Raw genomic sequence first — 24,884 nt, forward strand, 5'->3', positions numbered from 1 at the left:
ACAGCCCGCGGGCGCACGATGGCGCCCGCCGCGCGGTTGTCTCAGCGCTTGTAGGTCTGCAGGCCCGGCTTGATGCTCTTGTCGTCCAGGAATTGCTTCATCCCCTGCTCGCGGCCACCCTCGGTATCGAGCAGGCGCGACTGGTCGAGCTTGGCGTACAGGTAGTCTTCGTTCTGCTCCCAGGTCAGTTCGCGGCAACGCTTGAAGCCATGCTTGGCCGCCCGCAGCACCACCGGGTTCTTTTCCAACAGGTTGCGGGCCAGTTCCACGGTGACTTCACGCAACTGCGCCAAGGGCACGCTCTCATTGACCAGGCCCATTTCGGCGGCTTTCTGCCCACCGAAGGTCTTGCCGGTCATGATGTAGTACAGCGATTGGCGATGGCCCACGGTGTCGGCCATGGCCTTGCTGACGAGGTTGCCCGGCGGGATGCCCCAGTTGATTTCCGAGAGACCGAAGGTCGCTTCGTCGGCGCAGATCGCCAGGTCGCACGCCACCAGCGGACTGAAACCACCACCGAAACACCAGCCATTGACCATGGCGATGGTTGGCTTGGCGTACATGCGCAGTAATTTCCACTGCCATTGCGAGGCTTCGCGACGGATTTTTTCCTGGAGGATTTCCGGCCCGGCATCCACTTCGCGGAAGTATTCCTTGAGGTCCATGCCAGCGGTCCAGGCATCACCGGCCCCGGTCAGCACCAGCACCCCTGCGGCCGGATCCTGCTCCAGGGTCTCGAGCACGTCGATCATCTCGCGGTTGAGGGTCGGGCTCATGGCGTTGCGTTTTTCCGGGCGATTGAGGGTGACCCAGGCGATGCCCTCCTCGATATCGACCTTGACGGTTTTCCAGCGACCTTCGTAATTGCTCATGATGCGTGCTCTCTTGTTCTTGGCTGAAGATGATCAAAAACTAAACCGGAAATTTAGTTATGTCAATTAACTATTAATCGGTTTATCTGTATTTTTCAGAGGCGAGATCGAAGGTAAAAAAATTCGAATATGCACAAGCCCGTAGCCAGGGCGCCGCAACCCCGGCAAACTGGATAGCCTTGTTAACCACTTACCTTGAGGACACTCACTTCGATGGCCAAGTCTTCCAAGCTTGCCGAACCCGCCGAGCCCCTGGTCGCCGGTACCGACGCACAGGTGCCGCTGGACTCCGCGTTGGACGACCTGATCGGTTACGCCCTGCGCCGCGCCCAGCTGAAGCTGTTCCAGAACCTGATTGGCCGGCTCGCCGTCCACGATCTGCGGCCCGCCCAGTTCTCGGCCCTGGCAATCATCGACCAGAATCCCGGCCTGATGCAGGCCGACCTGGCCAAGGCCCTGGCGATCGAACCGCCGCAAGTGGTGCCGCTGCTCAATAAGCTGGAAAGCCGGGCCCTGGCGGTGCGCGTGCGCTGCAAGCCGGACAAGCGCTCCTATGGGATCTTCCTGAGCAAGACCGGCGAAACCCTGCTCAAGGAGCTCAAGCAAATCGCCGCCCAGAGCGACCTTGACTCCACCGCTGCCCTCTCAGGGGCTGAGCGCGAGGAGTTGCTGCGGTTGTTGAAGAAGGTCTACCAGTAGCAAGCCTGGCGCGGGTCCCTGCGGCGAGAGGGTTTAGCGAATCGTCGCACCTCCCCGCTATGTGGGAGCAAAGCTTGCTCCCACAAGCGCTAGCCAACCGACTTGAAACTCACCAGATCGGCACGCTGTACGTCACCAGGAACCGGGTCTGGTTCTCGTCGCGAAACGCCGCCGTACCCGGAAAGTTGTTGCGATAGATCGATTTGCGCGCCAGCAACCCGACGTTCTTCAATGGGCCGCCCTGGATCACGTACCCCAACTCCATCTGGAACTCACGCTCCTTGCGATCCTCGGCATTGAGGGCCGCCAGCTCGATGTGATCGCCACGCACATAACGCAGTCGAGTCCTCAGGCCCGGCACGCCCACGGCGGCGAAATCGTAGTCATGGATCGCCTGCCAGGTGCGCTCCTTGGCATTGAGGAAGTCCGAGCTCATGGTCATTTCACTCAAGCCCATCAACTCGGTGCCGGACACATAAGGCGTGGCCGTATCGCCACTGGCGTGCATGTAGCCCAGGCTCACGCGATGCCCGCCCAGGCGATAGCCGACCAGCGCCGAGACATTGCGGTTGTCCACCTTTCCGGCCTTGGCCGCACCGTCGTCGTCACTGAAAAAACTGCGCAGGTCGGTGGTCAGGACGCCATCGCCCAGGGGCAGGTTATGCAACAACGCCAGGGTGTTCTGCTGGTACAGATCCGCCACTTCGGCGTGGTAAGCCCGCAGGCTGAGGTCTTTGTTGACCTGGTAGTCCCCCCCCACATACGCCATATGAGAAGAGGTCGCCGCGCCGTTGAACCGGCGGTTGGGCGAGGCGATGCTCATCGGCTGGTAATCGGTGGAATCGCGGCGAGCGATGCGATCGATATACCCGGTGTTCAACGTCAAACCGTCGAGATCCTTGGAACTGAGCGTCGTTCCGCGAAAGGTCTGCGGCAGCAGCCGCGACGGGCTGGCAAAGGCAAACGGCAGGAAGATCGATACATCGCCGGTCTTCACCGTGGTTTGAGCGAAACGCAATTTTCCGGTCACGCCCAGGCGCGAATACTCATCCGCCGCGCGCTTGTCGCTGCTGGACACCGGCAACAGTTCAGTGCCGCTGCGATCCGGCGACGAGTCAAGCTTGATGCCCAGCAACCCCCTGACATCCAGGCCGAATCCGACCGTACCCGGGGTAAACCCCGACTCCATGTTCATGAACACACCCTGAGCCCATTCCCGGGCTGCAGTCTTGGCGCCGTCGTCCTTGTAGTCGCGGTCCATGTAGTAGTTGCGCAGGGTCAGCGTACCGTGGCTGTCGTCGATGAAACCTTCCGCCCACGATACGGGAGAACCGAGGCTCAGCCCGAGACCGACCAGCAGAGGGACGAGAGATGAAACAGGGCGCGCCGTCAGCGTGCCCCGAGCAAGGTTTGGCATGTTCGGTGTCCATTTATTGTTGTTGTTTTGATCGGCCCGAGCTTGGCGACGGGGGCCGTGCGGACAAAGAATGGAAACCGTACGGGCGCTTCGTCAATCGCTAGCGTCCGATAATCGAACATTAATGTAATTAACTAATTTACCAATTCACCCGTGAATTCTTGCCAAGCCTCTGATTTGCATACTGAACTGGCCACTTATGGACGCCCTTCTGGCACCCTTCATTTTTTAGTTAGCTTTGTTAATCTTAAACACACCCGCCGGTTTTCCTCCGAGCGGTGTCCCCTCACAAAAACAATAAGAGGATTTGCCATGGACCGTCCGGCGCGTCGTGCGACGCTGACCATTGCCTTGTGTTTCATTGTTGCGTTGATCGAGGGTTTCGACCTGCAGTCAGCCGGTACCGCCGCCGCAGGACTACGGCAGACGTTTGCCCTTGACCCGAAAATGATGGGCTGGGTGTTCAGCGCCGGAATCATCGGGTTGCTGCCGGGGGCCTTCTTCGGTGGTTGGATCGCTGATCGCATCGGCCGCAAGAAAATCCTCATCGCCGCTGTCTTGCTGTTCGGCGTGTTTTCCCTCAGCACCGCTTATGTCGAACACTTCTCCAGCCTGTTGCTGGTGCGCTTCATGACCGGCCTGGGCCTGGGCGCCGCCCTGCCCAACCTCATTGCCCTGTGTGCCGAAGCCGTGGGTGAGCAGCGCCGGGGCACGGCCATCAGCGTGATGTATGCGGGGGTGCCGTTGGGCGGCGCATTGGCCGCCGTGGTCGCCATGCTGTTTGGCGAACACTGGCAGATGACGTTTTTCATCGGTGGGTTGGCGCCGTTGCTGGTGGTGCCGCTGATGCTCCTGTGGCTTCCCGAATCCAGCGCCTTTCGCCAGGTGCAGGATGGCGGCTCATCGCGTGGCTCCACCGCCCAGGCGCTGTTCGGTGAAGGTCGCGGCCGTACCACCTTGGCTCTGTGGTTGAGCTATTTCTTCACCCTGACGGTCATGTACATGTTGCTCAACTGGCTGCCATCGTTGTTGCTGGAACAGGGCTTCAGCAAACCCCAGGCGGGCCTGGTGCAGATGCTGTTCAACATCGGTGGCGCCCTTGGTTCGTTGCTGGGCGGCCTGTTGCTGGACCGCTGCAATGGCATCAAGGTGGTGCTGTTCGTCTATGCCGGCCTGCTGAGCGCCCTGGCCGGGGTCGGTTTGTCGGTCGGCATCGTGCCCATGGGCATCGCCGGGTTTGCTGCCGGGTTGTTCGTCATGGCCGCGCAACTGGTTCTCTATGCCTTGGCACCGCCCTCCTACCCTACGGCCGTGCGTGCGACGGGGGTTGGTGCTGCGGTGGCCATCGGGCGCCTGGGCTCGGTGGCCGGACCTTTGGCCGCCGGGCAGATCCTGGCGGCCGGGGGTGGGACCACTGCTGTATTGCTGGCGACTTCTCCTGGATTGGTGGTTGCGACGTTGGCTGTTCTCAGTGTGATTCGTTATTCGGCGGGGCCGCGGTTGAGGGCTACGAATCCGGTTGTGGAGCATTCCTGAGTCACTGCGCATATCCGTTATCAGGTAACGGATATGCGCCCCCATCCTAGAGCGCCCTCAGCCCCTCAGCCCCTCACCCACCCCGCCTGCCGACTCGACTCAGGCTTTTTTACGAAGACCCTCTGCGGCAGCAGCCACCAGGCCAGGGCGGGCAACAGGATCAAGGCCCCAAGCATGTTCACCAGGAACATGAAGGCCAGCAGAATCCCCATGTCAGCCTGGAACTTGATCGGTGAAAAGGCCCAGGTCGACACCGCCACAGCCAATGTCATGCCCGTCAGCAACACCACTTTGCCGGTGAACAGCAGCGCCTGGTAATACGCCTGGGCCAAGGTGTCGCCGGCACGCATCCGCGCCAGGATCACGCTCAACACATAGAGCGCATAATCGACCCCGATGCCCACGCCCAGTGCAATGACCGGCAGTGTCGCGACCTTGACTCCCATGCCCAGCCCCACCATCAGCGCCTCGCACAGGACCGAAGTGAGCATCAGCGGCAGCATCGCGCACAGGGTCGCGCGCCAGCTGCGGAAGGTCAGCAAACACAGGAGGCTGACCGCACCGTAGACCCAGAACAGCATCTCGCGCATGGACTTCTTCACCACGATATTGGTCGCTGCTTCAATCCCCGCGCTGCCGGCCGCCAGCATGAACTTGACCTCCGGCAGCTGATGCCCGGCGATGAATTGCTCGCTGGCCTCCACCACCCGGTTCAAGGTGTCAGCCTTGTGATCGGCCAGGTAGACGTACAGCGACAGCATCGAGCAGCCCTGATTGAACAGCTCTCGCGGAGCACGGGTCTGCACGGCCCCCAGTGCGCCGTCATTGGGGATCAGTTCATACCATTTGAAGTTGCCTTCGTTATAACCGGCCGTGGCGATCTTGCTCAGCGCCGCCATCGAGGTAGTCGATTCCACGCCGGGCAATTGCTCCAGTTGCCACGCCAGCGCATCGACCGCAGACAGACTGGCGTAACGGGTGCATTGATCCTCCGGGGTCTTGATCATGACCACGAAGATATCCGAGCTGGCCGCGTAGTTCTGGGTCATGAACAACGCATCGCGGTTGTAGCGCGAGTCGGCACGCAACTCCGGGGCGCCGGGGTCCAGATCGCCGATTTTCAGGTGCAGGCTCACGGCAAAACCAAACGCGGCCAACAACAGACCCGCCAACATGGCGCCAATGGCCCAGCGCCGTTGGGTGAACAGGTCGAGCGCGCGCCACAGGGGATGTTTGGTCTGCGCCTGTTGCTCGGTGGTTTCCGCACTCAGGCTGCGTTGCGCCGCCGCCGGGCTGACGCCGATATAGCTGAGCAGGATCGGCAGCAGGATCAGGTTGGTGAAGATCAGCACCGCCACCCCGAGGCTGGCGGTGATCGCCAGGTCCTGGATCACTCGAATGTCGATCAGCAGCAACACCGCGAATCCCACCGCGTCACAGAGCAAGGCGGTGATGCCGGCGGCGAACAGTCGGCGGAAGGTGTAGCGCGCGGCGACCACCCGGTGGGTGCCACGGCCAATGTCCTGCATGATGCCGTTCATCTTCTGCGCGCCGTGGCTCATGCCAATGGCGAACACCAGGAACGGCACCAGTGCCGAGTAGGGATCCAGCTCATAACCGAGCAGCGCCAGCAGCCCCAGTTGCCAGAGCACCGCAGCCAGTGAGCAGGTCACCACCACCAGGGTGCTGCGCGCGCAGCGGGTGTAGCCAAACAGCACCAGTACCGTCACCAGTACCGCCACCACGAAGAAGAGCAGGACTTGGGTCATCCCCTCGATCAGGTCGCCGACGATCTTGGTGAAGCCGGTGATGTGAATCCGCAGGTCATCGGTCTGGTACTTGTCCCGCAATGCCTCCAGTTGCCGGGAAAACTCGCCATAGTCCAGCGCCTTGCCCGTCTGCGGATTGATTTCCAGCAACGGCACGAAGATCACACTGGACTTGAAGTTGCCAGCGACCAATTGACCGACTTCCCCGGAGCGGGCCACATTGGTCCGCACCTGCTCGATGCTGGTGGTCGAGCCATCGTAGTCGTCGGGGATCACCGTGCCGCCGTCGAGCCCTTCTTCGGTCACGGCGGTCCAGCGCGTGGTCGGGGTCCATAACGATTTCATGTAGGGGCGGTCGACCCCCGGCAGCAGGTAGAGTTCGTCGTTGAGCTTGGCCAGGGTATCGAGGTAATCCTTGCTGAAAATGCTCCCCTGCTTGACCTCCACGGCGATGCGCAGCGAGTTGCCCAGGCCGCTCAACTCACTGCGGTTCTCGAGGAAGTTGGCGACGTAGGGATGCCCGGTGGGAATGGTTTTCTCATAACTGGCATTGATGCCGATGCGCGTGGCTTGCCAACCAAGCACCAAGGTCACCAGCAGGCATAGCAGGATCACCAGCGGTCGATGGTTGAAGATCGCCCGCTCGGCGAAGTTGCCCGACGCCCGGTCGAAGTCTTCCTGGCGGCCGATCACGGTTTGGGTTCTGTCGTCTTTCAAGTTTGACTCCTGTTGCACGAGCCGTGGCCCGATAGCGCTACACCGTGAAGTTTCAAGGTTTACCGGACGCCCGCGGATCCTGGTCAGCGGCCACGCCGGTCAAACCGACGCTGGCCAGGCTGCCGTCGACCGCCTGTTGCACGGCAGCGACCGTCCCGCCACTGCGGCTCTGACGCTTGTCAAAGCTGCGGCCCTGGTCATGACTGAAGAGAAGCTCACCACTCTGGCTGGCCAACAACAGGCCGCCGTCGCGCAGTTCAAGGGCGCTCGCCAGTGTTGATTCGATGCCCGTGTCGAGGCGTCGCCAACTGCCACCCCGGTCATCGGACCACCAGGCGTTTCCGCGCAAGCCATAGACAATCAAGGCCCCATCGCGCGTGCCGAGCAGGCCGAAAAAGCTGCCTTCATAAGGTGACTTCAAGGCCTGGAATGACTGCCCGGCATCGGTCGAACGCAACAGCAGGCCGCGCTCCCCCACCAGCAGCAAATCCTTGCCCAAGGCGCGGATGCCATACAGGTTCAAGCCCTGGGGATTGTCCACATGCCGCATCCACGGTTGCCAGCTTCGCCCGCCGTCATCGGTGCGGTAGATCTGGTTGTAGGCGCCCACGACGTAGCCATGCAGGCGGTCACTGAAGTACAGGTCGAGAAACGGTTTATCCGGTCCGTCATCGAGCATGTGCCGTGCCTGCGCCAACTGGCTGGCACCGTCGGGTTGGTTGGCATCGCGCTCGGCGACTTGCACCGCCAGGGCGATGGCGCGCTCACCATCGAGTTGTTTCTGCCAGGTTTCCCCGCCGTCCTGGGTGTGCAGCACCACCCCCAGATGACCGACCGCCCAGCCCTGCTCGGCATCGACGAATTGCACCGCCGTCAGGCTGACGCTGACCGGTACCCTGGCCTGGCGCCAATTCACGCCTGCATCATCCGAGAGCAGCACGATCCCGCGCTCGCCCACTGCAACCAGGCGCTCGCCAGCCCGGGCCAGCCCAAGCAATACCGCGCGCGGGGCCTTGGTCGTCGGCAGTGCCGGTTGCTGCAGCACCGCCAATGTCGTGGCCTGTGCGACCCAGGGCACACTCGCCAACAGGCACCCCACCAGGGCGCAAACACCCCATAGCGGAACTCGGCGCGCAAAGATTTTTTCAACGTTCATATCGTTATTCCGCCTGGAAAATCGTAAGCGACCGCGACGAACCGCCTCCTCGCCACGGCCGCCACAGGTTCAACGCATGTTTTCGTTGGCCATGGCATCCGGCGTGAAGTAGGACGCCGAAGGCTTCGCGACCTTCTGGTACTGAACCGCCAGGTCGTTGCTCGATGAGTTGAGGAAGTAGGCGCCAGTGTCGAGGTTGTAGCTGCCCCACATGACCTGTGCGGTGAGGGCCGGCAGGTCGGGTGCCAGCAGCGTCAACGAATACATCTGCCGGCCGAGCTTGCCCTGGGCGTCGTAACCGTCGGCCATCAGGATCTGCCAGGAGTCTTCGTCGACGTAGTAGGTCCGACGCGGCACGACATGGCGCTTGCCGGACTTGAGCGTGGCCTCGACCACCCAGACCCGATGCTTCTCCCAACGCACCAGATCCGGGTTGAGGAAGTTCGCCTTGACCAGGTCGTCGCTCTTGGCCAGCGCGGCGCGGTTATTGTTGTAGCCGACGATCAGTTCTTTCTTGCCCACCAGCTTGAGGTCATAGCGATCGGTCGGTCCGAACAGCATGAACGCCTCGTCGAACAGGCCGACGCCGGAGGTCACGAAGTCCGGCGTGTCATAGGCAATGTTCGGCGCCCGGCGAACCCGGCGCTGGCCGACCAGATATTGCCAAGCCGCCCGATTGCCCGGGTCCAGGTCCCAATGAGTCATCAGGCCTTCGCCGGCCTTGGACGATGGCAACTCAGTGAACAGCTTGCCCAGCAGGTACTTTCCCGAATAGTTTTCCAGGCTGCCGCCTTCGACGTAGTAAGGAAACTGATAGGTGTATTGCGCTCGGGTCGCCTGGACTTTCTTGCCGCCGGCGGTCATCAGCCAGGTATCGAAAGGCGAGCTGATGGTGTCGCCGCCCTGCCAGGACAACCGGTAGTTCCACAGCACTTGCGCACCGTTTTCCGGGATCGGGAACGGGATGCCGCCGTAGGCGTTGGAGACCTTCTCACTGTCCACGTCCAGCGTGGCGCGGGTGGCATTCTTGCTGGTGTTGTCATACACCCATTGCGGCGCGGCGGCCGAGCGATGGGTCGGGTATACGTCCAGGCGATAGTCCGGATATTTCTTGAGCAGCAGCTTGGTGCCTTCGGCCAATTCGCTGGCGTACTGCTCCATGTTCGCGGCCTTGATCGAATACAGCGGTTTCTCGCTGGCGAATGGATCGGGGCGCTTGTCTCCCGGTTTGTAGCCGGGCGTGACCTGGGTGTAACCACCCTGCCAGGCCGGGATGCTGCCATCGGCATTGCCGGCACGCTCGCCGCCCAGGGGGGTCAAATCGGTTTTCAAGCGTGCGGCCTGTTCGGGCGACACCGCCGCTTGCGCCAGCCCCATGCCGGCGAGGGCCAGGGTCAGGACGCACGTGTTCAGGAATGCTGTGTTCTGCATGGCGAATCCACCTTATTAGAATGAGGTTTTCACGTAGAGCGAGACGAAGTCGCGGTCGGCCAACGACTGTCCGTAACTGAAATTGCCGTCTTCGCGCAGGCCGGCTTTCGGTGCGCCGAAGAAGTTCACGTAGTTGAGGCCGACGTCCCAGCGTTGCAGATAGGTGGCTTTGAGCCCGACACTCCAGTCACCGGAATGGGTGTTGCCGAAGCCGGATTTGTTGACCGCCGATGAACGCCCATCGAGCACCACCCCCATGCCGATCGGCACGGTCAGGTCGATTCCGTCGACGATCTGGAAGTACGCCGGCTCGATCAATACCCGCAGCGCCGTGGCATCGCGGGTGGTGTTGGAATCCAGCGCGGCAGCGTTCTTGGTCACGCTCAAGGTGCGGTTCCAGGCCAGTTCGGCCAGGGCCGAGCCGCCGTCCCAGAACGAGGTGGGCGATAACAGGTAAATCGCCGACAGGTTGGCGTGGGCGGTCTTGCCCCTGGCGAACAACTCATTGTCGCCACCATCGGCCTCCATGCCGGGGGTCACCACTTGCAGGTTGCTCACCAGCGGTGCGTTCCAGCGCACGGACGTTTCACCGGCGAAGTTGAACGGGCCGTAGGCGGTGGAGAAACTGACGCCGGCGGTCTTGATGTCTTCGGCGTAGACCTGCCGATAGGAACCCAGGATCGGCAACCCGGTGGCCGCTGCCGCCGGACCGTCCAGGTACGCATACAACCCGATCGGCGCCTTGTCGTGGTACTGGGCCGCGTAGAAACCCAGCTCCAGTTCGGTGCCGCTGGGCTTGAAGCGGATCTGCATGCCGCCCTGCCCCGAATTGCGCGGTTTCAGATCGCCGCCATTGACCGTGTCGTTGCCGAACACTTCGCGCAACGGACCACTGCCGTAACCGATGGCATCGGCATCGCTCAGGTAGCTGCCGGCGCCGGGGAGATTGGAACGTTCCCACTCGAACTGATAGTAAGCACCCACCGACAACTGCGGGTTGATCTGCAATTGCCCGGAGATTTGATTGACCGGCCGCAGGATCTCCTTGAACTGAGTCCCCGGCACGCTGAGCAACTTGACGACATCGGTCGGGCCCTGGGCATTGGCAATGCCGTTGCCGCCGTAGAACAGGCTTTCCCCGTAGATCAGGCTGTGTCGACCCAGGCGCGCCACGCCCTGGGAGTCTTCACCGAGGTCACCGCGCAGGAACACGAAGGCATCGAGAATTTCCGCGTCGCGACCGTGGAGCTTGCGGGTTTCGCTGAGAAAATGCGGTTGCTCGCTGCTGTCGGTGTCCTGGTTGTAGATATCGTCGTACCAGGCCGCGCCGCTCACGCGCAGCCCATAGTTTTGCCGGCTCAGGTCCATCTCGGAGAACAGGTCCAGGCGGTTGGAGACCAGGCCGCTGCTGAAGTTCTTATCGCCCTGACTCTGGATCGAGGGGTACAGGCCGTTGGCGGTTGGTGCGTTGACCAAGCGGCTGTCCTGCCCTTGCAGGCGCCAGGCCTGGCTGTACTTGATGGTGTTGTCCCAGCGCAGTTTCCAATCGGAGTCACCCAGGTCCATTTGCATGGCCTCGACCCGATCGACCATCACGCCGGTACTGCACAACGCCAGGAACAAGGCGCAGTGCTTGAAACGAAAGCTATCTTTGAGGTTATCCATGGACGCTTCTCATTATTGTTATTTTTGGGCATGGCTTTGCCAGCCAACACGCTCAGGTCGCGGCTCGCGCCGCTTTGCGCGGGTGCGCATTCAGATGTAGGTGGAGGCCAATCCACCATCGACCGGCAGGTTGACGCCGTTGATCCAGCGCGACTCGTCGGCACACAGGAAAGCGATCACCGCCGCCACCTCATCGGCATAAGCGGGACGTTTCATGCGATGGGCATCGGCCTGGGTCCGGGCCTCGCCGAGCATGCTCACGAAGTCATCGAGGATCGGCGTGAAAACCGGGCCTGGCGCGACACTGTTCATGCGCACCGAATGCTCAAGGAACCAGGGTTGGGCCTGCAGGTAGTTCCAGACGATCAAGGCTTCCTTGAAGTACTGGTAGCAGGTCTGGTCCGGCACCGGGTGATCGGCCAGCCAGGCTTGCGCGGCGGCAAAGTCTTCGATGCGCGCCAGCGCCTTGTGCTGTTCCAGGCGTAACGGCCACTCGGCACCGAGGATCGAGGCGATGTTGACGATGCTGCCACCAGCGCTGATGCGCGGCAGCAGCGCACGGCTCAGGTGGCGCAGCCCAAGGTAGTTGACCCGCGCCAGCAGTCGCGGGTTGGCAGTGCCCGGCACGCCGGCGATGTTGCACAGGCTGTCAAGCCGTGCGGGCAGCTGTGGCAGCAACCGTTCGATGTTCTCGGCGCTGCTCAAGTCGCCCTGCACAAAACCGTCCAGGGTCATGTGCGGCGCCTTGAGGTCCACGCCAATCACCTGGGCGCCGTGTGCGCGCAGCAGGCTCGCCGTGGCAGCACCGATACCCGACGAGACACCGGTCACCAGCACAATCTTGTTGTCGAGTTTCATGTTGAGTCCTCTTATTATTTTTGTGTACTCGCAGGGCCCTCAGCTCATCGGGCCCGGTGAAGACCGGCCTGTCAGAATGGGTAGATCGGCGCCGTGTCCTTGACCGTCACCCATTGCCATTGGGTGTATTCGTCCCAGTCCGCCGGGCCGCCGACACTGCCGCCATTGCCCGAGGCGCCGCGCCCGCCGAACGGGTTGACGCATTCATCGGCGACGGTCTGGTCATTGATGTGCAACATGCCGCACTGCAACCGCTCACCGATGGCCATGGCCCGGCCCACGGATGGTGAAATGATCGCCGCCGCCAAACCGTATTCGGTGCGATTGGCCAATTCGATGGCTTCGTCATCGGTGGCGAAGCTGACTACCGTTGCCACCGGCCCGAAGACCTCCTCGTCGAAGGCGCGCATGCCCGGCTTCACACCGCTGAGCACCGTGGCCTGGTAGAACAGCCGATCGTGATCGCCGCCGGCCTCCAGTCGGGCCCCGGCGAGCACGGTGTCGCTGACGATGTCGTGCACCCGTTGCAACTGCCGCTGATTGATCAGGGGCCCCATGGCGGCTTCTTCCCGAGCGGCGTTGCCGAGGGTCATGGCCTGGGCCTTTTCCACCAGTTTGCGGGTCAGCTCGGCGGCAATGGATTCATGGGCGAGAATCAAGCCAGTGGCCATGCAAATCTGCCCTTGGTGCAGCCAGGCGCCCCAGGCCGCGTTCCGGGCCGCGAGGTCGAGGTCGGCGTCTTCGAGAATGATCAGTGGGTTCTTGCCGCCCAACTCCAGGGCGACCTTCTTCAGGTTGCGCCCGGCCACTTCAGCGACCTTGCGACCGGCGCCGGTGGAACCGGTGAAGGCGATCATGCGCACATTAGGGTCGCGGCACAGCGCTTCTCCGGCATCCGCCGCGCCGGGCAGCACTTGCAGCAAGCCCTTGGGCAGGCCTGCCACTTCGAACAACCGGGCGATGAGGAAACCGCCACTCACCGGGGTCTGTGGATCCGGCTTGAGCACCACCGCGTTGCCTGCCGCCAGGGCCGGCGCGACGGAGCGCATGGACAGCACCAGGGGAAAGTTGAAGGGCGAAATCACCCCGACTACGCCATGGGGCTGGCGCCGCGCATAGGACAGGCGCCCTGCCTCGCTGGGCAGGACCACCCCATGGGCCTGGGACAGCAGGCCGGCGGCCTGATGCAACAGCACGATGGCTTCGCGCATTTCGTGCTGGCCCTTGAACAGCGCGGCACCGGTCTCCCGGGCCACGTACAGCGCCAGCTCGTCGAAGGACTGCTCGGCCACGTCGGCGGCCTTGCGGAAGATCGCCGCCCGCTGCCGCGGGCCCAGCGCCGCCCACGCCGGCTGCGCCAGGGCCGCGTCGCGACTGGCCTTGGCAATGTCGGCGGAGTCGGCCATGGCACAGCGCATCAGCCGCTCACCGGTGGCCGGCTCGATGATCGATTGCAGCGGGCCCGAGGCAGGCACCCAGTCACCGTTGAAGACGCATTCCGATTCGATCACCTGGGACAGCAGGTGGCTTTTGGGTGCAGACATTTAACACTCCCGGCTCTTTGTTGTTGTCATCGTTTGCCGCACCTGGAAGGTATCGACGCAAACGCCGTGCAAGTGCTTGAGCAAGCGCTGTGCCGGTTTTGCCCGCAGGCCTTGATAAACCTGGCGCAAGGCTCTGGCTCAAGGTTCTTCGCCAGGCATGACGCACCGGGCGCCTGCGTCTATCTGGCCGTTGGCCATCTGTCGCTTGTTCATTTGATAAAGTTATGCTTAATAACTATCTCGCCAGGTGATCATTTCGATCACCCCGCCATCAGGGGCATAACAATGAATAATCCCCACTGCCAGTTGCCGGATCATCGAATCGCCACCGAGCATTTCCATCCACGGGGCGATAGCAACGAGTTGAGCGACAGCAGTTCGCCCACGCCGGCAGAACTCACCGCCTGCCTGTTTTTCTCCCCCGACGATGGCCGTATCTGGCTCAACGACCAGCGCATGTTGCTGCTGCACAGTTCCTCCTTCGGTGCGTTGCGCCGGGAAATCATCGAACGCCAGGGGCTGGAGCAGGCCCGAGGCATGCTCACCCGCACCGGTTATTCCTCCGGCGCCCGCGACGCCCGACTGATTCGTGAACGCTGGCCCCACGCCGATGCCGCGGCGGTGTTTCGCGCCGGCACGCATCTGCACACCCTCGAAGGCATGACCAAGGTCGAGCCGCTGCATTTCAAGTTCGACGCCGACTCGGGATTCTATGAGGGGGAATTTCTCTGGCATCACTCCTGCGAGGCCGACGAGCATGTCGCCGCCTATGGCACCGGGCAGGATCCGGTGTGCTGGACCGAACTGGGCTACGCCATCGGTTTCGTCAGCGGGCTGTTCGGGCAACTGGTGGTGTTTCGCGAAGTGGAATGCCGGGGCATGGGCCACGAACGCTGCCGAGTCGTCGGCAAGACCGCTGAACAATGGGGCGACATCGAGCAGGACCTGAATTACCTCAATGCCTCGCCGCCGACCGTCGTCGCCCGCGCCGACACTCAGTCCGACAACGTGGCCGGAACCGTCCCGGTGCCGGACAGCGAACAGCCACTGATCGGTGCCAGCGCCGCTTTCAACGCCGCGACCCAGGCCTTGCAACGGGTGGCCTTGACCCCGGCCACCGTGCTGGTCAGCGGCGAATCCGGTGTGGGCAAGGAGATGTTCGCCCGCCAGTTGCACCAACTGAGCCGTCGCCGTGATGGACCGTTCATTGCTCTCAACTGCGCGGCCATCCCCGACAATCTGATCGAGGCTGAACTGTTCGGCGTCGAGCGCGGAGCCTACACCGGCGCCACTCATTCACGTCCCGGTCGTTTCGAGCGTGCCCACGGTGGCACGTTGTTCCTGGATGAGATCACTTGCCTGAGCCTGGCCGGGCAAAGCAAGTTGCTGCGTGCCTTGCAGGAGCGGGAAATCGAACGGGTCGGCGGCGGCCATGGCATCAAGGTCGATGTGCGCGTCGTGGCGGCCACCAACATCGACCTGCGCAAGGCCGTGGCGGACGGCGCGTTCCGTGAAGACCTGTTCTACCGGCTCAACGTCTACCCCATCGCCCTGCCGCCCTTGCGCGAGCGCCGCGATGACATACCGTTGCTGATCAACGCCTTTCTCACGCGCTTTTGCCAGGAGTACGGCCGCACACCGATGGGCCTGACCATGCGTGCCTTGAAGGTACTGTTGCGCTATGACTTTCCGGGCAACGTGCGGGAATTGCAGAACCTCATCGAGCGGGGCCTGATCGCCAGCGAAGAAGGCCAGGCCATTGACCTGGTCCATCTGTTTCGCAATGAGCAATTGCCGGTGGACGCCTACTCGGTGGACCACCTCGGCGGCCTCTCGCCGATGGGCCTGGCCGCCAACGATGCCGTGGAAAAACCGGCGCTGCTCCAGTCCCTCAGCCAACTGGACGCGGACTTCTCCATTGACGGCCTGGAATCACGCCTGATCAACGAAGCCCTGCAACTGAGCAGCGGCAACCTCGCGGCGGCCGCCCGCTCGCTGGGGCTGAGCCGGGCGCAGTTCGCGTATCGCTTGAAGAAGCATCAAAAAGGTGTCCCGGGCTGAACACCGAACCGGGGAGATGCTGCCAAGGCAGGTCTTGGGGCCGCTTCGCGACCCAGCGGGAGCAAGCTCCCTCGCCACGGGAGTGTAACAACATTACCTGTGGGAGCGAGCTTGCTCGCGATGGCGGCGGGTCAGTTGGCATTGATATTGGCTGTGCTGACGTCATCGCGAGCAAGCTCGCTCCCACAATGGATCGGTGGCGTTCCTTGCACCGCGTCCACCGTCATTGCCCTGTGGGAGCCGAGCTTGCTCGCGATGGCGGCGGGTCAGGTGGCATTGATATTGGCTGTGCTGACGTCATCGCGAGCAAGCTCGCTCCCACAATGGATCGGTGGTGTTCCTTGCACCGCGTCCACCGTCATTGCCCTGTGGGAGCCGAGCTTGCTCGCGATGGCGGTGGGTCGGTTGGCATTGATATTGGCTGTGTTGACGTCATCGCGAGCAAGCTCGCTCCCACAATGGATCGGTGGTGTTCCTTGCACCGCGTCCACCGTCATTCCCCTGTGGGAGCCGAGCTTGCTCGCGATGGCGGTGGGTCAGTTGGCATTGATATTGGCTGTGCTGACGTCATCGCGAGCAAGCTCGCTCCCACAATGGATCGGTGGTGTTCCTTGCACCGCGTCCACCGTCATTCCCCTGTGGGAGCCGAGCTTGCTCGCGATGGCGGTGGGTCAGTTGGCATTGATATTGGCTGTGTTGACGTCATCGCGAGCAAGCTCGCTCCCACAATGGATCGGTGGTGTTCCTTGCACCGCGTCCACCGTCATTCCCCTGTGGGAGCCGAGCTTGCTCGCGATGGCGGCGGGTCGGTTGGCATTGATATTGGCTGTGCTGACGTCATCGCGAGCAAGCTCGCTCCCACAATGGATCGGTGGCGTTCCTTGCACCGCGTCCACCGTCATTCCCCTGTGGGAGCCGAGCTTGCTCGCGATGGCGGTGGGTCGGTTGGCATTGATATTGGCTGTGTTGACGTCATCGCGAGCAAGCTCGGCTCCCACAGAGGTTACCGGGTGGCGGCTCCGTCAAGCAGGGCAAAAGCGCCCCGTCGATACTCGCTGGGGGTCTGGTTCATCTCGATGCGGAAATGCCGGTTGAAGTTGGACAGGTTGTTATAGCCCACTTCAAAACAGATGTCGGTCACCGGCATCTCACTCTGCAACAACAAACGGCAGGCGCGCTGGACCCGCAGCTTGCGCATCAAATCGATGAAACCGTGCCCGGTGATGCGCTTGAAGAACCGCGAGAAGCCCGGCTCGCTCATGGCCAATTGGCGGGCGATCACCGACAGGCGCAGGTCGCCGGTGAGTTCGGCTTGCAGGTACTCGAAGGCTTTGTGGATGCGCTCGGAACTGCGCGCATCCAAGGTCGGCGCATAGCAAGGGCTCGCCAGGCTCAGGGCCTCGTCGCCGGGAGCTTGGTTGAGGGTGTGGAGCAGCTCCAGGAACAGCGTCAATCTCGCCAGCCCCTGGGCCGGGCCGATGGCTTCCAGCAGGTGCGCGGCCTGCTGTGCCGTATTGCCACCGAAGGCCAGGCCACGGCGAGCGCGTTCGAACAGCCCTTGCAGATCCCCCAGCTCAGGCAAGGTGCGACGCAAGGCCAGCAGCGTGGCGCCGTCGAATTGCAACACCACGTCGCGCCCGGCCAAGTGCTCCTCCGGCGCCAGGTCGCCCATCCAATCGTGGGGCAAGTCCGGACCGATCATCGCCACATGGCCTGGGCCAAACGGGCCAATGTAATCGCCCACCAACAGTTTGCCGCTGCCCTGGCGGATCAGGTGGATTTCAAATTCAGGATGATGGTTCCAGCGCGCCAGCGGGTACGGGTAGTCATGCTCGTACCAGCGAAAACTGTGTTCGGGCTCGGGCAGGATGACTTCCAGTTCGGCCGGTCGCTGCTCGAACAGGGGCGTTCTGTGATCAGGCATGTCGCGCCTCTTTTATCGTTATAGCGGGCACCTTACGCCGAGTGCGCAACGCTTCGCCAGCCTCGGCCCGCCCACCCACCGATACTTTTTTAACCCAGTCTGGAGACACCGGCACAAGTTAAAAAAGTACCACCTCACCATCCTGCGCGGGTTTGTCGGTTTTCAACGGCACTGCTGTAATCGGCCTGCCATCGCCATTTGGTGAGTGCGACGCTGATTACCCTCTGATGCCATTGCAGCAAGGACCAAGCCCCATGAAACGACTGGAAGGAAAAAGTGCCCTGGTGACCGGCGCCGCCCGGGGTATCGGCAGGGCGTTTGCCCAGGCCTACATCGAAGAAGGCGCCACGGTAGCGATTGCCGATATCGACCTGGAGCGGGCCAATGCCACCGCCGCCGAACTGGGCGACAGCGCCTACGCGGTCAAAATGGACGTGACCGATCAAGCTTCCATCGACCAGGCCATCGCGGCCGTGGTGGCCCAGGCAGGCAAGCTGGATATCCTGATCAACAACGCCGCGCTGTTCGACCTGGCGCCCATCGTGGACATCACCCGCCAGAGCTACGAGCGGCTGTTTTCCATCAACGTCGCCGGCACGCTGTTCACGCTGCAGGCGGCGGCGCGGCAAATGATCCGCCAGGGCCACGGCGGGCGGATCATCAACATGGCCAGCCAGGCCGGCCGGCGTGGCGAGGCCCTGGTGGCGGTCTATTGCGCCACCAAGGCGGCGGTGATCAGCCTGACCCAGTCCGCCGGGCTGGATCTGATCAAGCATCGGATCAACGTCAACGCCATCGCCCCCGGCGTGGTGGATGGCGAGCATTGGGATGGCGTGGACGCGCTGTTCGCCCGCCACGAAAACCTGCCGCAGGGGGAAAAAAAGCGCCAGGTCGGGCAACAGGTGCCCTATGGCCGGATGGGCACTGCGCAGGACCTCACCGGAATGGCGATTTTCCTGGCCTCGGCGGAGAGCGAATACGTGGTGGCACAGACGTATAACGTCGATGGCGGTAACTGGATGAGCTAATAATCCGAGTTTTTATGGCCTTGAAACGACGGAAATGGACTTATTCGCTTGAAAATTGATCCCACTACTTGAGGATTGTCCCGAACGGTACCCAACGGTGCCGTTCCAAGGGATTTCAAGAGAGCGTGAATACCGTTGCCCCAGCGGGGCAAAAATTGCGCATCATAGGCGCCGTCCGCTCAAGGGAGATTTACATGCGTGCCATTTCATCCGTCATGGGCCTTGTCGTGCTGTCGCTGGGCCTGGTGTTCGCCACCAGCGCCACGGCCACCGAAGAGACGCAACTGGTCGAGTCCATCAACCTTTACCGCAGCCAATCCCAAAGCTGTGCCGGCCAGGCTTCGCTGGAGTTGCCGCCGCTGGCCATGGACTCCCGGCTGATCCTGTCGGCCAATGGCATCGGCGACCTGCAACAGGCGCTGGCGCGGGCGGCCTATCCCATGGTCAACGTGCAAGCCATCAGCCTGTCCGGGCCGCGCGATGCGCAATCGGCCATGAAAGCGGTGCAGGAAAGCTTCTGCCAGGTGGTGCTCGACCCGCAGTTCGTCGACATCGGCGTCAGCCGCCTGGATCGCGAATGGCGCATCGTGCTGGCGCGCCCGTTGTTGTCGGCGCGCCTGGGTGATTGGCAAGCCGAAGGCCAGAAACTGCTGAAACTGATCAACAGCGCCCGCGCCCAACCGCGTCGCTGCGGCACCGAAGCCTTCGCCGCCACCACGCCGCTAGCCTGGAACGCCACCTTGGCCCTGGCCGCCGTCACCCACACCCGGGCCATGGCCAACAACAATTTCTTCGACCACAAGGACCGCGACAACCGCACGCCAGGCGACCGCGCCGAACTGGCCGGCTATCTGGGCCAATTGATCGGCGAGAACATCGCCGCCGGACAGGACACGGCCCTCAAGGTCGTGGACGGCTGGCTGGCCAGCCCGGGGCACTGCGCCAACCTGATGAACCCGCAGTTCCGCGAATTGGGCGCCGGGTATGCGACCGATCCGAAAAGCGATGCCGGGATCTATTGGACGGCAATGTTTGGCACCCAGTAGCACCGGCGCCATCGCGAGCAAGCTCGTTCCCACAGGGCTCAGTGCCTCAATAGGGGAACGAGCCTGCTCGCGATTCAATGCCCCCCGAAGATCAATGATCGATGCACGCCTGAACCCGCCCTCACCCCGTCCCCCACCGACAGCGCCACCGAGCCGAAGGGCATGGCCGCGTCGCCACAGACGAACACCCCTGGCACGCTGGTTTCCCGGGTCATGTCGCTCTGGATGAAGGCCCCCATCGGCCCGTCCTCGAATTCACATCCCAGGGACTCGGCCAACGGACTGGCGACGCGGGTGCGAGGCAGGACAAACAGGCCTTCGATGCTCACCACTCGACCATTGGCCAACACGACGTCGGCCCGGTCGCCTTCGATGCGCTCGACGTGCTCGGGCACCATCGTGACTCCGCGTCGCTCCAGGCTGGCACGCTGCTCAGGGTCGGGCTCGAACACGCCGCGTGTGAAGAACGTGGTCGGTCCCCAGTCCGGAAGCATCAGCGCATGGTGCAAGGACATTTCCGAGGTCGCCAGCACGCCGATCGGCCCTTGCTCCAGCTCATAGCCATGGCAATACGGACAATGAAACACGCTCTTGCCCCAGCGCTGCGCCAACCCTTCCACGTCGGGCAGCTCATCGATCACACCGGTGGCCAACAGCAGCCGGCGGGCATCGAAGCACTGCCCGTCGCTCGTTGCCAGGGTAAAGCCGTCCGCCACCTTGCTGGCATTGATCACGGTGCCCGATACCCATTCAACGGTCGGATAGGCCATCAGTTGGCGGCGCGCATCCTCGGCGATGTCCCCGGGAGCCCGGCCATCCTGACCGAGAAAGCCATGGGAGCTGGCCGCGAAGCGATTGCGACGCTGGCCGGCATCGATCACCAATACCTTGCGGCGGGCACGGGCCAGTTGCAGGGCTGCGGACATACCGGCGTAGCTGCCACCTGCGATGATGACGTCATAGCGCATGATCATTCTCCAAGAAAGGTTTCGACGGGTGCGGCAATGTCACGACACATCGTAAGTTCCTTGAAAAGCACCTGTCAACGATCTCGTAACTTTTGCCATTACAGGCGATACTCACACCCGCCTCCGCCATGGAATACCGCAACGATCATGAGAACCGACACCCGCCTGTCCCGCATGCTGCATGTGTTGATCCACATGGACCGCCACCAGCAATCCGCCACCTCCGATACCATTGCGCAGATGCTCGGCACCAACCCGGTGGTGGTGCGTCGGACCATGGCCTTGCTCAAGGAAAAGGGCTATGTCACGTCGGAAAAAGGCCATCGCGGCGGCTGGACCTTGAGCAAGCCGCTGTCGGAGATGACCTTGCTGGATATCCATCAGGCCTTGGGCAGCACGTCGATCTTCGCCATCGGCCTGTCCACCGATCATCCGCAATGCCTGGTGGAACAAGCGGTGAATGCGGCGTTGACGGATGCGTTCGATGAGGCCCAGGCATTGCTGCTCAAGCGTTTGGGGGCGATTACCCTGGCGCAGTTGGCAGAGGATTTTGATCTGCGGTTTCGACAGGTTTGCGCAGAGGACGGGGCTGACCTTTCGCGGATGGGGCATTGATATTGGTGGGTGTAGCGCCATCGCGAGCAAGCTCGCTCCCACAGGGTTAACCGAGCCAAAAAAAACGCCGCTCAATGAGCGGCGTTTTTGTACCTCACCAGACAGCGTCCGGCTTACAGCGCCATGTCAGCCGCTGGGTTGGCTTCACGGGCTTCCGCCGGCTTGGCCGGTGCCGCAGGGGCGCCTGGCTTGCCGATGGCCGGTGGCGGGTCCAGTTGCAGGACCTCGCTGGTGTAGGCCCATTCCTGGGCTACGCGCTCAGGGCTATCGTTGAGCTTGGTGCCGTAGCTCGGCACGATCTGGTGCAGTTTTTCCTGCCAGGCCGGGCTGGCGACCTTGTCCTTGAAGACCTTCTCAAGCACGGTCAGCATGATCGGTGCAGCGGTCGAGGCGCCAGGCGAAGCACCCAGCAGGCCGGCGATGCTGCCGTCCTGGGAGGCAACCACTTCGGTGCCGAGTTTCAGCACGCCGCCCTTCTCTTCGTCACGCTTGATGATCTGCACGCGCTGGCCGGCCTGCCACAGGCGCCAATCTTCTTGCTTGGCCTCCGGGAAGTACTCTTTCAGGGCGTTGAAGCGATCTTCATCCGACAGCATCAGCTGGCCGGCCAGGTATTCGACCAGTGGGTACTGTTCGATACCGACCTTGGTCATCGGCCACATGTTGTGGGTGGTGGTGCTGGTCAGCAGGTCGAAGTACGAGCCGTTCTTCAGGAACTTGGTGGAGAACGTTGCGAACGGGCCGAACAGGATCACGCGCTTGCCATCGAGCACACGGGTGTCCAGGTGTGGAACCGACATCGGCGGTGCGCCCACCGAAGCCTTGCCGTACGCCTTCGCCAGGTGCAGCTGGGCAACGGTCGGGTTTTCGGTGACCAGGAACGAACCACCCACCGGGAAACCTGCGTATTCACGCGCTTCCGGGATGTCGGACTTCTGCAGCAGGTGCAACGCACCGCCACCGGCGCCGATGAACACGAACTTGGCGTCGGTCTCGGTTTCGGTACCGTCTTTCAGGTTCTTGTACGAAACGCGCCAGGTGCCGTCTTCGTTGCGGGTGATCTCTTCCACTTCGCTGGACAGCTTGAGGGAGAAGTTCGGCTTGGTTTGCAGGTAAGCCGCGAATTGACGAGTGATTTCGCCGAAGTTCACGTCAGTACCCAGGGGACTCCAAGTGGCCGCGACTTTCTGGCTCGGGTCACGCCCTTGCATCATCAGCGGAACCCACTTGCTGATCTGCTCGCGATCTTCGGAATACTGCATGCCGGCGAACAACGGGCTGGCCTGGAGGGCTTCGTAACGCTTCTTCAGGAACGCGATGTTCTCGTCGCCCCACAAAAAGCTCATGTGCGGCGTGGAGTTGATGAACGAGCGCGGGTTCTTCAGCACACCGTTCTTGACCTGCCAGGACCAGAACTGGCGGGAGATCTGGAAGGCTTCGTTGATTTCGATGGCCTTGGAGATATCGACCTTGCCGTTCTTGTCTTCCGGCGTGTAGTTCAGTTCAGCCAGCGCAGAGTGACCGGTACCGGCATTGTTCCAGCCGTTGGAGCTCTCTTCGGCAACACCGTCCAGGCGCTCGACCATTTCCATGGTCCAGCCCGGCTCCAGCTCATTGAGCCAGACGCCGAGTGTCGAGCTCATGATGCCCCCACCGATGAGCAAGACATCCACTTTTTTTGGCTCGGCAGCGTGCGTGGTCGCAAGACCCATCGCCATCGCCAGGCCCAGTAGCGCCGTGTGTGTTTTCTTCAACATGTGTGTATCCCTAGGATGGAACGCCATTCCGCCCTCCGGTCCTGATCAATGATAGACCACATCCACGGCCAGCAAAGCCAGGGGGATGGGATCGAGACGGACTGGAGGATGGACCTACAGGGCCGAGCAGATTCGTCGGCCTCTCGTTTATGTCTCTCCGGCGCTGACTTCTTGTAGGTCTTGGCTTCAGCTGGGTGAGGGACGCTGCGAAACGGTGATTATCGAGCGGGCATAGCCGCGCCCGATTGTCGCAGCGGGGGGAGTTTACATAAGGAAATAAACAGACCGAAGCGCATTTTTACATTCTTGGCAAAAACGTCGACCAAATGACGGCATTTTACTGGCCCTGATCGGCGCCTTCCGTGGGGTCAGGGCCCTTCCGGTCAGAAGTACTTGAGGATCGCGATATCACGACGACGCTGTTTGAACCCGGCAAACCAACGTGTCGGGAAAAACAGCGCCACACCCAGCAGCACACTCCATAACCACACCATAGGCAAATCATCGAACCCGAAATAGGTACCCTGGTTGGTCCCCCAGACGGCAACTGCAATCAGGTACAGCGCCTTGAGCACGTATAGGTGCAGCAGATAAAAGAACATCGGTGCGCCGCCGTAGACCGCCAACAGCGCAATGGCTCCCCGCTCCTGGGCTTTTTCAAAGAGTGCCAGCAACATCAGCCCTATTCCCAGGGTCGGCATCAGGAACATCAACGACGGCGGGTACTTCGTCGCGCTCATGAAGCTCATGAAGGTGCGCAGCGCGTCGCCGGTCTGGACCCAGGGCTTGTCGCCGTACACATTCAGGTACCGGATGAACACGAAGGCCAGCAGCAAGCCCAAGCCCATCGTGAACAGCCGGCGCAAACGTACGGCGGGCTCGACGTCCTTGCCGAACCACGGCCCGATGGCCCATCCCAGCAGGATCACGCCGATCCACGGCAGCACCGGATACGTGGTGCGAGCGCGGGTGAACTCGGTGATATCGATGAACGCCCGCTGGTGAAGAATCGACCACGGCACGAAAAACGGAGAATCGGGCCCCAGCACCACACCGTCCAGCAGGTTGTGCCCGGCGACGATGGCCACCCCAAGGACGATCAACCAACGGCGCTTGAAGTGCAGCAACGCGGCCAGGACGATCATGCAGATGCCGATGCACCAGATCACTTGCAACCACAAGGTCTTGGGCGGGAATTCGGCGTTCCAGGCGAAACACACGAAGGTGAGCTCCAGAAACACCAGGAACAGGCCGCGCTTGAGCAGGAACAACGAGGTCTGGCCGGCGCTGTGTTTCTGGCTGTAGAGCCAGGCCGACAAACCGGTGAGGAAGATAAAGACCGGGGCACAGAGCGTACTGAGCAGACGGGTGAAATACAGATCCGGGGTCACGCTCAGCGCATCGATGGGATCGGTGACCTGACGGTGCAACAGAAACGTCTCGCGAACGTGATCCACCAGCATCAGCAGCATGACGAAACCCCGCAGGGCATCGATGGCGAGCATGCGCACATGGTTTTTGGCGGTACTGGCTGCAAGTGCAGGCGCGATGACGCCGGACGGGCTCGTCATGCTTGGGGATTGGCTCATGGCATTACTCGGATGGAAGGTTGTTGGTCCCTGTAAGGCAGGAATGAGAATTCCTGTCAAACGAAATCGGATAACATAACATAAGATCGCTTTCGCGAGCAGGCTCGCCCCCACGAGCGCTGGCAGCGGATGCGATTTTCATGACCTCCCCCCTCATGTGGGAGCGAGCTTGCTCGCGATGGCGGTGGGTCAGTTTGCGATGATGTTGGCTGTACCGGCGTCATCGCGAGCA

The 24,884-nt window shown here is 62.1% G+C and carries 19 protein-coding genes; 6 read left to right on the forward strand and 13 right to left on the reverse strand.

Features of this window, described 5'->3' with window-relative positions; all coding sequences use genetic code 11:
• Window positions 1–41: 41 nt before the first annotated feature.
• Window positions 42–872 carry a p-hydroxycinnamoyl CoA hydratase/lyase gene (locus AO356_RS27945; protein ID WP_003202420.1) on the reverse strand — a complete coding sequence of 277 codons (831 nt, stop codon included), beginning with the start codon at window positions 870–872 and terminating at the stop codon, window positions 42–44.
• A gap of 213 nt (window positions 873–1,085) precedes the next feature.
• On the opposite strand from AO356_RS27945, the gene AO356_RS27950 reads away from it, so the two are divergent.
• Window positions 1,086–1,571 (forward strand): MarR family winged helix-turn-helix transcriptional regulator, encoded by a 486-nt coding sequence (locus AO356_RS27950; RefSeq protein WP_060742571.1) that lies wholly within the window; start codon window positions 1,086–1,088, stop codon window positions 1,569–1,571.
• A 109-nt stretch (window positions 1,572–1,680) separates the two neighbouring features.
• Here the strand turns inward: AO356_RS27950 and AO356_RS27955 are convergent, their stop codons facing one another.
• Window positions 1,681–2,988 (reverse strand): OprD family porin, encoded by a 1,308-nt coding sequence (locus AO356_RS27955; protein WP_060742572.1) that lies wholly within the window; start codon window positions 2,986–2,988, stop codon window positions 1,681–1,683.
• Between the two features lie 312 nt (window positions 2,989–3,300).
• On the opposite strand from AO356_RS27955, the gene mhpT reads away from it, so the two are divergent.
• Window positions 3,301–4,524, forward strand: a complete 1,224-nt coding sequence (gene mhpT / locus AO356_RS27960; RefSeq protein WP_060742573.1) for a 3-(3-hydroxy-phenyl)propionate transporter MhpT — start codon at window positions 3,301–3,303, stop codon at window positions 4,522–4,524.
• Between the two features lie 65 nt (window positions 4,525–4,589).
• Here mhpT and AO356_RS27965 read toward each other — a convergent pair whose 3' ends face one another.
• The 6 genes from AO356_RS27965 to AO356_RS27990 all read right to left on the reverse strand — a co-directional run bounded on the left by AO356_RS27965 (window position 4,590) and on the right by AO356_RS27990 (window position 13,664).
• On the reverse strand, window positions 4,590–7,010 hold the full coding sequence (locus AO356_RS27965) for an efflux RND transporter permease subunit (RefSeq protein WP_060742574.1): 2,421 nt from the start codon (window positions 7,008–7,010) through the stop codon (window positions 4,590–4,592).
• A gap of 52 nt (window positions 7,011–7,062) precedes the next feature.
• The gene (locus AO356_RS27970) at window positions 7,063–8,166 is read right to left on the reverse strand and encodes a WD40/YVTN/BNR-like repeat-containing protein (RefSeq protein ID WP_060742575.1); all 1,104 of its coding nucleotides are present in this window, start codon (window positions 8,164–8,166) and stop codon (window positions 7,063–7,065) included.
• Window positions 8,167–8,235: 69 nt separating this feature from the next.
• Window positions 8,236–9,597 carry a DUF1329 domain-containing protein gene (locus AO356_RS27975; RefSeq protein ID WP_060742576.1) on the reverse strand — a complete coding sequence of 454 codons (1,362 nt, stop codon included), beginning with the start codon at window positions 9,595–9,597 and terminating at the stop codon, window positions 8,236–8,238.
• A gap of 15 nt (window positions 9,598–9,612) precedes the next feature.
• Window positions 9,613–11,262 carry a DUF1302 domain-containing protein gene (locus tag AO356_RS27980; protein WP_060742577.1) on the reverse strand — a complete coding sequence of 550 codons (1,650 nt, stop codon included), beginning with the start codon at window positions 11,260–11,262 and terminating at the stop codon, window positions 9,613–9,615.
• A gap of 90 nt (window positions 11,263–11,352) precedes the next feature.
• Window positions 11,353–12,120 carry a coniferyl-alcohol dehydrogenase gene (locus AO356_RS27985; protein ID WP_060742578.1) on the reverse strand — a complete coding sequence of 256 codons (768 nt, stop codon included), beginning with the start codon at window positions 12,118–12,120 and terminating at the stop codon, window positions 11,353–11,355.
• A gap of 71 nt (window positions 12,121–12,191) precedes the next feature.
• Window positions 12,192–13,664 carry a benzaldehyde dehydrogenase gene (locus AO356_RS27990; protein WP_060742579.1) on the reverse strand — a complete coding sequence of 491 codons (1,473 nt, stop codon included), beginning with the start codon at window positions 13,662–13,664 and terminating at the stop codon, window positions 12,192–12,194.
• A 285-nt stretch (window positions 13,665–13,949) separates the two neighbouring features.
• Here AO356_RS27990 and AO356_RS27995 point away from each other — a divergent pair, with 285 nt between their 5' ends.
• Complete coding sequence (locus tag AO356_RS27995) at window positions 13,950–15,725, forward strand: sigma-54-dependent Fis family transcriptional regulator (protein ID WP_060742580.1); 1,776 nt, start codon at window positions 13,950–13,952, stop codon at window positions 15,723–15,725.
• Between the two features lie 671 nt (window positions 15,726–16,396).
• Here AO356_RS27995 and AO356_RS32750 read toward each other — a convergent pair.
• Together AO356_RS32750 and AO356_RS28005 are read right to left on the reverse strand one after the other, a co-directional pair.
• Window positions 16,397–16,723 carry a hypothetical protein gene (locus tag AO356_RS32750; protein WP_060742581.1) on the reverse strand — a complete coding sequence of 109 codons (327 nt, stop codon included), beginning with the start codon at window positions 16,721–16,723 and terminating at the stop codon, window positions 16,397–16,399.
• Between the two features lie 5 nt (window positions 16,724–16,728).
• Complete coding sequence (locus AO356_RS28005) at window positions 16,729–17,649, reverse strand: helix-turn-helix domain-containing protein (protein ID WP_060742582.1); 921 nt, start codon at window positions 17,647–17,649, stop codon at window positions 16,729–16,731.
• 254 nt (window positions 17,650–17,903) lie between these two features.
• On the opposite strand from AO356_RS28005, the gene AO356_RS28010 reads away from it, so the two are divergent.
• Entirely contained in the window at window positions 17,904–18,677 is a 774-nt protein-coding gene (locus tag AO356_RS28010) for an L-iditol 2-dehydrogenase (protein WP_060742583.1), read from the forward strand.
• Between the two features lie 194 nt (window positions 18,678–18,871).
• Window positions 18,872–19,723 (forward strand): CAP domain-containing protein, encoded by an 852-nt coding sequence (locus tag AO356_RS28015; RefSeq protein ID WP_060742584.1) that lies wholly within the window; start codon window positions 18,872–18,874, stop codon window positions 19,721–19,723.
• A 74-nt stretch (window positions 19,724–19,797) separates the two neighbouring features.
• On the opposite strand, the gene AO356_RS28020 is transcribed toward AO356_RS28015, so the two are convergent.
• The gene (locus AO356_RS28020) at window positions 19,798–20,691 is read right to left on the reverse strand and encodes an NAD(P)/FAD-dependent oxidoreductase (protein ID WP_060742585.1); all 894 of its coding nucleotides are present in this window, start codon (window positions 20,689–20,691) and stop codon (window positions 19,798–19,800) included.
• 147 nt (window positions 20,692–20,838) lie between these two features.
• On the opposite strand from AO356_RS28020, the gene AO356_RS28025 reads away from it, so the two are divergent.
• A complete protein-coding gene (locus AO356_RS28025) occupies window positions 20,839–21,306 on the forward strand; it encodes an Rrf2 family transcriptional regulator (RefSeq protein ID WP_060742586.1) in 468 nt (155 codons plus the stop codon).
• Between the two features lie 113 nt (window positions 21,307–21,419).
• Here AO356_RS28025 and mqo read toward each other — a convergent pair whose 3' ends face one another.
• Complete coding sequence (mqo, locus tag AO356_RS28030) at window positions 21,420–23,063, reverse strand: malate dehydrogenase (quinone) (protein ID WP_060742587.1); 1,644 nt, start codon at window positions 23,061–23,063, stop codon at window positions 21,420–21,422.
• Window positions 23,064–23,446: 383 nt separating this feature from the next.
• The gene (locus AO356_RS28035; RefSeq protein ID WP_060742588.1) at window positions 23,447–24,652 is read right to left on the reverse strand and encodes a DUF1624 domain-containing protein; all 1,206 of its coding nucleotides are present in this window, start codon (window positions 24,650–24,652) and stop codon (window positions 23,447–23,449) included.
• Window positions 24,653–24,884: the final 232 nt, after the last annotated feature.

It is taken from the genome of Pseudomonas fluorescens, assembly GCF_001307275.1.
GTDB classification, from domain to species: domain Bacteria; phylum Pseudomonadota; class Gammaproteobacteria; order Pseudomonadales; family Pseudomonadaceae; genus Aquipseudomonas; species Aquipseudomonas fluorescens_AA.